General features: G+C 71.0%; 8 protein-coding genes. 1 reads left to right on the top strand and 7 read right to left on the bottom strand.

All coding sequences use genetic code 11. From position 1 onward, the window contains the following. Window positions 1-21 precede the first annotated feature (21 nt). Genes K6I33_RS24140 through hemA form a run of 5 tightly spaced genes read right to left on the bottom strand, consistent with a single transcriptional unit; the run spans window position 22 to window position 5,416 of the window. The gene (locus tag K6I33_RS24140) at window positions 22-1,245 is read right to left on the bottom strand and encodes an MFS transporter (RefSeq protein ID WP_229356622.1); all 1,224 of its coding nucleotides are present in this window, start codon (window positions 1,243-1,245) and stop codon (window positions 22-24) included. Window position 1,246: 1 nt separating this feature from the next. Continuing rightward, window positions 1,247-2,440: an acetyl-CoA carboxylase biotin carboxylase subunit family protein gene (locus tag K6I33_RS24135; protein WP_229356621.1), complete on the bottom strand. Its 1,194-nt coding sequence runs from the start codon at window positions 2,438-2,440 to the stop codon at window positions 1,247-1,249. Beyond that, on the bottom strand, window positions 2,437-3,396 hold the full coding sequence (locus tag K6I33_RS24130; RefSeq protein WP_229356620.1) for a 3-oxoacyl-[acyl-carrier-protein] synthase III C-terminal domain-containing protein: 960 nt from the start codon (window positions 3,394-3,396) through the stop codon (window positions 2,437-2,439). The genes K6I33_RS24135 and K6I33_RS24130 overlap by 4 nt, the downstream gene beginning before the upstream one ends. A gap of 3 nt (window positions 3,397-3,399) precedes the next feature. Continuing rightward, window positions 3,400-4,242 carry a TauD/TfdA family dioxygenase gene (locus K6I33_RS24125; protein WP_229356619.1) on the bottom strand — a complete coding sequence of 281 codons (843 nt, stop codon included), beginning with the start codon at window positions 4,240-4,242 and terminating at the stop codon, window positions 3,400-3,402. Window positions 4,243-4,252: 10 nt separating this feature from the next. Next, entirely contained in the window at window positions 4,253-5,416 is a 1,164-nt protein-coding gene (gene hemA / locus K6I33_RS24120; protein ID WP_229356618.1) for a 5-aminolevulinate synthase, read from the bottom strand. Between the two features lie 421 nt (window positions 5,417-5,837). On the opposite strand from hemA, the gene K6I33_RS24115 reads away from it, so the two are divergent. Next, window positions 5,838-6,830 carry a helix-turn-helix transcriptional regulator gene (locus K6I33_RS24115; protein ID WP_229356617.1) on the top strand — a complete coding sequence of 331 codons (993 nt, stop codon included), beginning with the start codon at window positions 5,838-5,840 and terminating at the stop codon, window positions 6,828-6,830. A 59-nt stretch (window positions 6,831-6,889) separates the two neighbouring features. On the opposite strand, the gene typA is transcribed toward K6I33_RS24115, so the two are convergent. Continuing rightward, on the bottom strand, window positions 6,890-8,794 hold the full coding sequence (gene typA / locus K6I33_RS24110; protein WP_229356616.1) for a translational GTPase TypA: 1,905 nt from the start codon (window positions 8,792-8,794) through the stop codon (window positions 6,890-6,892). A gap of 187 nt (window positions 8,795-8,981) precedes the next feature. Continuing rightward, window positions 8,982-10,928: ABC transporter family substrate-binding protein (locus K6I33_RS24105; RefSeq protein WP_229356615.1), on the bottom strand; the 1,947-nt coding region annotated here is incomplete at its 5' end.

Below are 10,928 nucleotides of genomic sequence, written 5' to 3'. Positions count from 1 at the left end.
GAACAAGTGGGGGGTGCGGGCTCAGCCCACGGTCACCTTGGGCCGGAAGCGCGCGGCCACCCAGACGCCGCACAGGGCGAAGGCCAGCATGATCGCGGCCACGCCGGCATAGCCGGTGCCGAGCGAGACCTTCGCCGCCCGGCCCACGGCCGGCATCAGCAGCACGGAGCCCAGGCCGATGGCCAGCAGCCGCAGCGAGGCCATCTTGGCCTTGTCCCCCTCGCCCGCGTGCTGCTGGAGCGATGCCAGCAGCCATACGAGGCTGTTGAGGTTGGCGAAGCCGCCCAGCAGGAACGCCGCGAAGTGCACGGCCGGGTTCCCGCTCATGGACAGCAGCAGCGCGATCGCCGCCTGCGCCGCCAGCCAGAACGGCAGCAGCTTCTGTTTCGCGGTGCGGGAGGTGAAGAAGGAGGCGGTGACCATGCCGACGCCGAAGGTGGCCTCCAGCGCGGAGACGTACCAGCTCCTGCCGTCGTAGAAGCGGTCGACCAGCGGGACGACCAGGGTGCTCATGCTGTTGGCGAAGAGGAAGTCGGCGGCGCAGGTCACCACCATGGCGAAGACGACGGCCTCGCCCCGGTAGCGGCGGAGCATCTTCCCCCAGTCCCCCAGCATGCCCGTCAGCGCGGCGCGCAGCAGGGCCGGGGACAGCGGCTGGGTGTTCTCCGTCTTCTCCAGCCGGACGCCGGAGGCCACCTTGGCGCACAGGGCGGAGGCGGCCACGCTCACCAGCAGCGCCCCGGCGGGGGTGCCGAGGGCGAGGACGACGCCGAGCAGCGCCATCCCGATCACCACCCCGACCTGGAAGGCCATGCCGGTGACGGCGTTGAACCGCACCACCAGGCCCCGGTCGATGTGGTGCGCCGTGAACTTGAACAGCGCGGCCCGCTCGATGTTGTCGAAGACGGCGAGCAGGACGGCGGCCGCCATGATGAACGGCACCGGGTCGCCGACGGGCGCGGCGGCGAAGCCCGCGATGGCCAGCACGCAGACGGCCTTGCCGAGGGCCGCCGTCACATAGACGCGCGTGGAGCGCAGCGCGTCCACGACCGGCCCGCAGAAGGGCAGGACGCAGATCGCGCCGATCCCCTGGGAGGCCAGGACGGTCACGAACGCGCCGGTGCTGCCGGTGAGTTCGAAGAGGAGCTGGCCGAGCGCGAGGACGTTCAGGCCGAAGCCGAGGCTGGACATCAGGATCGCGCCGAGCATGCGGCGTGCCCTCGGGTCCTGCCAGACGGTTCTCATCTCACCCACCGGCCTTGGCGGGCTCGATGACGATCGTCCGGGCGCACTCCCGCAGGAACGCCCCCAGCTCCTCCGGGTCGTCGTGCGACGCCTCGATGAAGACGGGCACCAGCCACTCGTGGTAGGTGACGTGGTCGGGCAGCGGCCGCTCGCGGTCGAGGACGTACAGCGCGTCCACGGCGGGGTGGTCCCGCAGCTCCGGGGGCACGTGGATGGTGTGGCCCGGGGCGGGGTCGAGGTGGTGGCCGGGGACGGCCAGCCAGCCGTGGTAGCGGCCGCTGGGCTCGGCGGGGGCCGGGCGCTCCAGCCCCAGCCGGATGGCGATCTCGTGGGAGGGCAGGTGCACCCCGGTGTGGCGCAGGTGGGCGTCCACGACCCCGGCGCCGCCCATGCGGTTGGCGACCTCCAGGAAGACGAGCTCGCCCTCGTCGGTCTCGAAGAGTTCGAGGTGGAGGGTGCCGGCCTCGATCTCCAGCGCCTCGACCACGCGCGCGGCGAAGTCCCGGTAGCGGCCGTGGCGGTCGGGTACCTGGTGGGAGGCGAGCGGCGCGCCGCCCAGGTAGTCGACGGGCTTGTTGACGTACCGGCTGACCGCCAGCTCGACGAGCGTGCCGCCGCTCACCAAGCCGTCGGCGTGGAGGATGGCGCCGTCGATGTACTCCTCCAGCTGGAAGTCCTGCCGGTGTTCCAGCTTCCAGTAGGCGGTCAGCGCCTCACGGGCGGTGTCGTGGACGGTGACGCCCTCGCTGGAGGCGCCCTGCCGGGGCTTGATGACGGTCCGGCCCGTCCAGGGCAGGGCGTCGCAGGGGGCGGGGGCGGCCTCGAAGCGGGGGTAGCGGATGCCGGAGTCGGCCAGGGCCCGCTTCATGCTGACCTTGTCGCGGACCCGTTCGAGGTGTTCCAGCGAGGGCCCGGCGAGGCCGAGGTGGCGGCGGATGTGCCAGGACTCCAGCATGCCGAACTCGGAGAGGGACAGCATCCCTTCGTAGCCGTCGGCCCGGGAGACGCGGGCGGTGACGCCCGCCACCAGGTCCTCGTCCTCGGCGAGTTCGATCCGCCGGCAGCGCAGGTCCGCGGGGAGGTCCGCCATGCGCGCGGGGTGCCCGATGTAGGTGACCTCGTGCTGTTCGTGGTCGAGGCCGAGGTGGTAGGAAATCTTGCGGTACGGGACCTGATGGATGACCAGAATCTTCATGCGTGAAACTCCAAGGCCGTGATCCCCCAGCTGAAGCCCATGGCGCTGCTGGCCAGCAGCACCAGGTCGCCGCGCGCCAGCTTCTTGTCCGTGAGCAGGCCCTGGAGGGCGATGAGGGTGTCGGCTCCGCCCATGTGGCCCAGCCGGTGGTAGTTGAAGACGCTCTTCTCCCGGGGCAGGCCGATGGTCTCCAGGAGCCGCTCGTGCATGTCCTTGTCGCCGTGGTTGATCAGGAAGTAGGCGACGTCCTCCAGCCGTTTGCCCAGGGCCGTGAGGGTCTCGTCGACGAGCGCGCCGAAGTTCTCGACGTAGGCGTCGGCGAGGCCCGCGCGGTGCGCGGCCCGGCGGATGACGACCCGGTTGTCCCGGTGCTCGCCGTAGTAGTAGTCGGACCAGGAGGGGTCGGTGCGCATCGCCGAGTGGAGCAGGGAGAAGGACAGGTCGCCGCCGGAGAGGAGCACGGCGGCCGCGGCGTCCCCGAAGTTGAACAGCGCCTTCGAGCCGGGGTCGGTGTGGTCGACCATGCGGCTGAGCCGGTCCCCGATGAGCACCAGGGTGTATCCGGTCCGGCCCAGCCGGATGGCGTCGGTCGCGATCCGCAGCGCGGTCATGCCGGCGTTGCAGAAGTTGGCGACCTCGAAGGCGTGCGCCCCCTCGATGCCGAGCGCGTCGGCCACCCGGGCCGCCGGCGACCAGAACGGCTTGTCCCAGTCGCCGGAGCCCGCGTAGATGACCTGCCCGATGTCGGCGGGGCGGACGGCGGTGCGGGCCAGTACGGCCCGCGCCGCCTCGGCCGCGAGTTCCCACGCCTGCTCCCGCTCGCCGAGGGCGGGAAAGCCCTCGCCGTGGGTGATCCGGCGGATCCCCTCCTCGGGCACGCCCGAGGAGGCGGACATCTCCCGTACGCTCAAGGAAGACGCGGGGAAGCGGACGTCGAAGTCGACTATGCCGCCCACGGCTCACTCACCCGCGTCGATGCTGACCCGGTGGACGGTCCGGGAGACGCCCGGCTCGACGGCGGTGGCCTGGTGGTAGGTCGTCTTCGTCTTCCACACCACGAGGTCCTTCGGGGTCCAGCGGTGGGTGTAGACGTGGTCCTCGTCGGCGAGCAGCTCGTCGACGACCGAGAAGAACTCCTCGTTCTCGTTGGGGTCGAAGCCCGCCACCGAGTCCATGTACTCGCGGGAGCCGTAGAGGTACGGCCGCCCGGTGACCGGGTCGGTCTGCACCAGCGGGTGCTCCACCTTGGGGTGCTCGATGTCGATGAGCGCGCGGAACTCGGCGACCGACAGGCCGACGTGCTCGGGGCGGATCCGCAGCCGCTTGCCGACGGTGTGGACGCCGGTGCGCCCGGCGAGCTTGTCCTTCCACTCCTGGGGCAGCCGGTCGTAGAGGTCCAGCGCGCTGGCGTAGAGGGTGTGCCCGCTGGTGCCGGGCACGTTGACGCCGTGGAGCATGGTGTACGGCGCCGGGTCCGCGACGAACGTGGAGTCCTGGTGCCAGAAGTTGCCGACGCGGGCGACGCCCAGCGGCTTCTCGTTCTTGACCTCGTTGGACGAGATCATGATCTCGGGGTAGTCGGGGTGGCGGTACTTCTGGATGACGAACGGCACCGGCCGGCCGAGGCGCGCGGCCAGGGATATCTGCTGCTCAGGGGTGATGTCCAGCTCGCGTACGACGACGAGCTCATGGCGGTGGAGCCGGTCGGCGAGCTCCTGGAAGACCTCGGGGCGCGTCAGGTCCTCGTAGGTGACGCCGGTGAACTCGGCGCCGATGAACGGGGTGATCTCACGGATCTTCACGGTGTCTCTCTCAGTCCTCTGCCAGGCACTGCTTCAGCGCGCCGACGAATCGATCGATCTGCTCATGGGTGCGGTAGGGCGGGGCGGTGACGCGGAAGCGCTCGCCGCCACGGGGCACCGAGGGGAAGTTGATGGGCTGGACGTAGATCCCGAACTCGCCGAAGAGGCGCTGGGAGATCCGCCGGACGCGGTCGCTGCCCGGCACCATCACGGGCACCAGATGGCTCTCGGCGTCGATGAAGTCGATGTTCTCGGCCCGCAGCCGGGCCTTGAGGTACTCGGCGTTGGCCATCAGGTCGCGGCGCAGGTCGTTGCCGGTCTGGACCAGTTCCAGGCCCCGGAGGGTGGCGTCCATGCCGGCCTTGGGCAGCGCGGTGGTGAAGATGAAGCCGGGGGCGGTGGAGCGTACGTAGTCCATCGCGACGTCGGGGCCCACGACATAGCCGCCGACCGTGCCGATGGCCTTGCCGAACACGCCCTGGATGAAGGTGGCCCGGTGGTCGCCGAGCTGCTCGGAGAGACCGGCGCCCGTGGCGCCCATGATGCCGATGGCGTGGGTCTCGTCGAGGAACGTCAGGGCGTTGTGGCGCTCCGCCAGGTCGAGGATGGCGGACAGGGGCGAGCAGTCACCGTCCATGGAGTACACGGACTCGAAGACGATCAGCTTCGGGCGGTCGGGGCCGTAGGCGGCCAGCGCCGTCTCCAGGGCCTCGACGTCGTTGTGCGGGAAGACGACCTTCTCGCAGCCGCTGCGGACGATGCCCTCGATCAGCGAGCGGTGGTTGAGGGCGTCCGAGAAGACGACCATGTCCGGGACCGCCGCGATCAGGGTGCTCAGCGTCTCGAAGTTGGCCACATAGCCGCTGGAGAAGATGAGGGCGCGCTCCTTGCGGTGCCAGGCGGCCAGCCTGGCCTCCAGCTCGACGTGGGTGGAGCTGGTGCCGGCGATGTTGCGCGAGCCGCCGTTGCCGGTGCCGTGGAGGCCGGTCGACTCGGACTGGATCTTGATGAGGTCCGGGTGCTGGCTCATGCCGAGGTAGTCGTTGCTGCACCAGACCTGCACCCGGCGCCCGTGGTGGAGCGTCTGGCCGGGGTCATCGGCGAGATGGCCCACCGGAATGAATTCCCGGTAGAGGCCGTCGCTCTTCAGCTGGTCTATCTTCCGTCGATACACATCGAATACCGCGCCGGAATCAATGGCGCGTACAGCCGTCGTCACTTCTTTATCTCCGATTTCGTCAGCGGTTTACGGGCCCGGGTCGCCGGCCGTCAGCCCCAGGCCGAGTCGCCCGGGGCGGCCGGCGCCTGCGCGGTGTGCGCGGGCTGTACGGCCTGAGCAGCCTGTGCGGCCGCCACCGGAGCCGTGGCCCCGCCTGTCGGAGATATCGCGCCGAGGGCCGCGACAAGAGCGACCGTGAACGCGCCAATAAATTTCCGCAAAGAATTCGTGAGCCGCATGGCCCCCGTCCCCCTATTCACCGGCGGGGCGTGATCGCCCTCGCTTCGATAAATCGATCCTGCCCGAGGAACCGAATCGGAGGACAGTCGTCACTGGCATCATGATCGTGCAATTGAGGAACCTGAAGGGGGAGCAGATGTGTGCAAAGGGGAGCAATCCAGGTGTAGTCGACCTCGTCGAGGTGTGCCCGGCGGGCCTGGATGTCTACCGGCAGGCCCTGGAGGAGGGCGGAGCCGAGGGTGAGGTGCCCGAATGCCTCACCGTCCTGGGCCTGCTCAGACCCGTGCCCGGTGCCATCGGCCGGTTCCTGCCCGTGGCCCCGGACGTCGCGGCGGCCGCGCTGGCCCGCCCCGTCGAGCGCGCCCTCCTCGAACACCAGCAGGCCCTGGCCGCCATCCGGGACTCCGTCGCCGGCGCGGAGGCCGTCCACCGCGCCGCCCGGCCGCGTGGGGACCAGTCCGTCCGGCTGCTCCAGGGGAAGGAGGCGATCAGCGCCGCCCTGGAGCGGGCGGTGGGCGCCTGCCGCGAGGAGATGCTCACGGCCCAGCCCGGCGGCGGCCGGGCGCCGGAGCTGCTGGCCGAGGCGCTCCCCCGGGACCTGGAGCTCAGCGAGCGCGGTGTGCGGCAGCGGACGCTGTACCAGCACACCGTGCGCAGCCACGGCCCGACCCTGGCCTACATCGAACGGATGTCGGCGGCGGGCGCCGAGCTGCGCACCCTCAACGAGGTCTTCGACCGGCTGATCGTCTGCGACCGGACGATCGCCTTCATCCCCGATCACCGCTATGAGCGGAGCGGCGCGGCCCTCGCCGTCGAGCACCCGGGGATCATCCGCTTCCTGGTCACGGCCTTCGAGAACGCGTGGGCCCGTGCCGAGCCCATCGTCTACACGCCCAGCCACCAGCGCCCGCAGCTGCTCACCAACGAGACCCGCCGCACGGTCCTGAACCTGATGGTCAGCGGGTACACCGACGACGCCATCGCCGGCCGCCTGGGCCTGAGCACCCGCACGGTGGCCACCCACATCAAGAAGACGGCCGAGACCCTGGGCAGCCGCAGCCGGGCGCAGCTCGCCTATCTCGTGGCGCGCTCCGGGCTGCTGGAGGAGGAGCCTCCGGTGTCCGGATAGGCCGAAGGCCCGGCCCCCGCGGTGCGGGTGCCGGGCCTTCGAAAGCGGACGCCGGGGCGTCAGCGCTTGGCGCGGGAAGCCGTGCGGCCGCGCTCCTTCTGGTCCAGGACGACCTTGCGGATGCGGACCGCCTCCGGGGTGACCTCGACGCACTCGTCGTCGCGGCAGAACTCCAGGGACTGCTCCAGCGACAGCTTGCGCGGCGGGACGATCGCCTCGAAGGAGTCGGCGGAGGAGGAGCGCATGTTGGTGAGCTTCTTCTCCTTGGTGATGTTGACGTCCATGTCGTCGGCGCGCGAGTTCTCGCCGACGATCATGCCCTCGTACACCTCGGTGCCCGGGTCGGTGAAGAGGACGCCGCGCTCCTGGAGGTTCGTCATCGCGAAGGCGGTGACGGCACCGGCGCGGTCGGCGACCAGCGAACCGTTGTTGCGGGTCTTCAGCTCGCCGAACCACGGCTCGTGGCCCTCGTGGATGGAGTGGGCGATACCGGTACCACGGGTGTTCGTCAGGAACTCCGTACGGAAGCCGATGAGGCCACGGGACGGGACGACGAACTCCATGCGGACCCAGCCGGAGCCGTGGTTGGACATGTTGTCCATGCGGCCCTTGCGGGTGCCCATGAGCTGGGTGACGGCGCCCATGTGCTCCTCGGGGACGTCGACCGTGAGGCGCTCGACCGGCTCGTGGGTCTTGCCGTCGACCTCCTTGGTGACGACCTGCGGCTTGCCGATGGTCATCTCGAAGCCCTCGCGGCGCATCTGCTCGACCAGGATGGCCAGCGCCAGCTCACCGCGGCCCTGCACCTCCCAGGCGTCGGGGCGCTCGGTGTCCAGGACGCGCAGCGAGACGTTACCGATCAGCTCGCGGTCCAGACGGTCCTTGACCTGGCGGGCGGTGACCTTGCGGTCCTTGACGGCGGACTTGGCGTCCGCGCCCTTGCCGGTGCCGCCACGGCCGACCAGCGGCGAGGTGTTGGTGCCGATGGTCATGGAGATCGCGGGCTCGTCGACCGTGATCAGGGGCAGCGCGACCGGGTTCTCCGGGTCGGCCAGGGTCTCACCGATCATGATGTCGGGGATACCGGCGACGGCGCAGATGTCACCGGGGCCGGCCACCTCGGCGGGCTTGCGGGTGAGGGCCTCGGTCATCATCAGCTCGGTGATGCGGACGTTGGAGACCGTGCCGTCGCGCTTGATCCAGGCCACGGTCTGGCCCTTGCGCAGCTCGCCCTGCTCGACGCGGAGCAGCGCGATACGGCCGAGGAAGTTGTCGGCGTCGAGGTTGGTGACGTGGGCCTGGAGCGGCGCGTCCTCCTCGAACGTCGGGGCCGGGACGTGCTCCAGGATGGTGGAGAAGAACGGCTCCAGGTTCTCGCTGTCGGCGGGGACGGTGCCGTCCTCCGGCTTGGTCAGCGAGGCGATGCCGTCACGGCCGCAGGCGTAGACGATCGGGAACTCGATCTGGTCCTCGTCGGCGTCCAGGTCGAGGAAGAGGTCGTAGGTCTCGTTGACGACCTCGTCGATCCGGGAGTCCGGGCGGTCCGTCTTGTTGATGCACAGGATGACCGGCTTCCGCTGCTGGAGCGCCTTGCGGAGCACGAAGCGGGTCTGCGGCAGCGGGCCCTCGGAGGCGTCGACGAGCAGGACGACCGCGTCGACCATCGACAGACCGCGCTCGACCTCACCACCGAAGTCGGCGTGGCCGGGGGTGTCGATGATGTTGATCGTGATCGGGGCCCCGCCGTCCTTGGGGTGATACTTCACCGCCGTGTTCTTGGCGAGGATCGTGATGCCCTTCTCACGCTCCAGGTCGTTCGAGTCCATGACCCGGTCGTCGACGGAGTCGAGCTGGTGCGCGGCGAAGGCGCCGGCCTGCTTGAGCATGGCGTCGACGATGGTCGTCTTGCCGTGGTCGACGTGGGCGACGATGGCGACGTTACGAATGTCGTGGCGCGTGGGCATACTTGCGGCGCTTCTCCCGGAATCGTGGATGGCGGCGCGTACGGTCCGGTACGCGTGCCTTGCCGGGCAGATCACGCCACGGCCTCACTCCATGGTACGGGGCGCCGCCGCGATTGGCTTTCCGGGACCGTGATCAGCCCTGCTGACCTGCGGTTTTATATGCTTCAGACCGGGGCCGGAGCCCCTCTCACCGCTCGAAGCCGATGTCCTGGTAGCGGGGGCTGGCCAGTCCGAAGGCCCCGGCGTTGACGACGGTCCGCCGGACCCCCACCAGCTCCGGCCGCTGGTACAGCGGCAGCGACGCCGCCACCGCCCAGATCCGCGCGTCCGCCCGGCCCACCAGATCGCGCGCCGCGTCGGCGTCGAGTTCCGTGGACGCCTGATCGAAGAGGCGGTCGATCTGGTCGGTGCCGACACGGGTGTAGTTCTGCTCGACGACCAGGGAGCCGTCGGCCGCGGGCTGGGGCTTGGCGAAGACGGGGCGGGCCTCGATGGCCGGGAAGGGTCCGGTGGGCCAGCTGTAGAGGGCCAGGTCGAAGTCGCCGGAGGCGATGTGGTCCTTGAAGAAGCCGCCGTCCTCGACGGCGACGAGCTCCGTGCGGACCCCGATGGCGTCGAGCTGGCGGGCGATCCGCTCGCCCACGGCCCGCAGCGGCTCGGCGCCGCTGCCCTTGGGGAGGATGAAGCGGAGGACGAGCTTCTTGCCGTCCTTGAAGCGGGCGGGGGCGGCCCCGGCCTTGCCCCCGTTGTCGTACGCGGTGCCGTGGCCGGCCTTGCCGTCGGCGACGGCGCCCGCGTTGCTCTGGTCCTCGCCGCCCTCGTCGTCCTCGTCCCCGTCGTCGCCCTTCCCGTTGCCCGGGCCGGACACGCCGCCGGTGGCGGCGGCCTTCTTCCCGGGCGCGGCGCCCGGCCCCTCCTTCCAGCCCGCGTCGGTGAGGAGGGCCATGGCGGCGTGGGGGTCGACGGAGCCGACGGCGTCGCTGTTGTCCTCGTAGCCGGGCTGCCCGGCCACCAGGAGGTGGCTGCCGAGCGGCCGGGCGGGCAGGCCCAGGGGGTTGAGGACGTACTCGGCGAGGGCCTTGCGGTCCACGGCCCGGGCGATGGCGCGGCGGACGCGCTCGTCCGCGAGCGGGCCGGAGGCGGCGTTGAGGGCGAGCTGGGTGTAGGCGGGCTCCAGGGACTTGCGGACGACCAGGCCGCGCAGGGCGGTCACATCGGCGGCGGCGGGCTTGTTCGCCCCGTCCAGCCGGGTGCCGTCGGGGCGGGCCCGGCCGCCGGGCGCGGAGGGGCTGCCGACGACGGAGGGGTGACCGGCCGGCGGGGTCACGGGGGAGCGGCTCCCGGTGAGCCCCGGCGAGCGGCCGTCCTTGTCGGACTTGTCCTTGTCCTTCGGCTGGGCGGTGACCTTCATGATGCGCTCGGCGGCGGCCGGGGTGATCTCGGCGAGGTCGGCCCTGCCGCTCGCCAGCGCCTCCACGCGCTGCTCGCGCGGGACGGCCCGGAAGACCAGCTTCTCCAGCCGGGCTGGCTCGCCCCACCAGCGGGGGTTGCGGGCGAGGGTGAGCATGCCCTGCCTGTCGTCCCGGGCCGCGACCCGGAAGGGGCCCGCGGCCTGGGGCGCCTCCTTGCGGAGGGAGTCGTTGAAGGTGCCGGAGCCGCCCATGACCGACTTCGGGTAGAGGGGTGTGAAGAGCGCGGGCCAGTCGGCGAGGCTCTTGGCGAAGGTGACCTTGACCTCGCGGTCGTTCGCGCCGCGCTCGACGCGGTCGATCCGGTCGTAGCCGGCGTTGTGGGCAGCCCAGAAGGCGCTGTCCTTGCCGCGCAGGGCCTTCCACTGGGCCTCGAAGTCGGCGGCGGTGATCGCGCTGCCGTCGCCCCAGACGGCCTTGGGGTTGAGCTTGTAGACGACGACCTGCCGGGGGCGGCGCTGGGTGACGGCGGCAGAGACCAGATAGTCCGGGTCCCGCTGGGGGCGGCCGCGCTCGTCGAGGGTGAAGAGGGTGGGCAGCACCGCGCCGGCGACCCGCTGGGTCGCCGCGTCCGCGTCGGCCTGGAAGGCGTTGTAGGTGGCGGGCAGCGCGTCGACGGCCCAGGTCAGGGCGCCCCGGTCGGCGACCTTGGCGCGGGGGACGGC

Source organism: Streptomyces sp. UNOB3_S3 (assembly GCF_020740895.1).
In the GTDB taxonomy this organism is placed as follows: Bacteria; Actinomycetota; Actinomycetes; order Streptomycetales; family Streptomycetaceae; genus Streptomyces.
Note: the sequence above shows the minus strand (reverse complement) of the source record. Positions and strands in the feature narration are given on the sequence as shown.

Coding starts and splice junctions, on each gene's coding strand:
- K6I33_RS24140 (WP_229356622.1), bottom strand. CDS start 1,245: ATGAGAACCGTCTGGCAGGACCCGAGGGCACGCCGCATGCTCGGCGCG.
- K6I33_RS24135 (WP_229356621.1), bottom strand. CDS start 2,440: ATGAAGATTCTGGTCATCCATCAGGTCCCGTACCGCAAGATTTCCTAC.
- K6I33_RS24115 (WP_229356617.1), top strand. CDS start 5,838: ATGTGTGCAAAGGGGAGCAATCCAGGTGTAGTCGACCTCGTCGAGGTG.
- typA (WP_229356616.1), bottom strand. CDS start 8,794: ATGCCCACGCGCCACGACATTCGTAACGTCGCCATCGTCGCCCACGTC.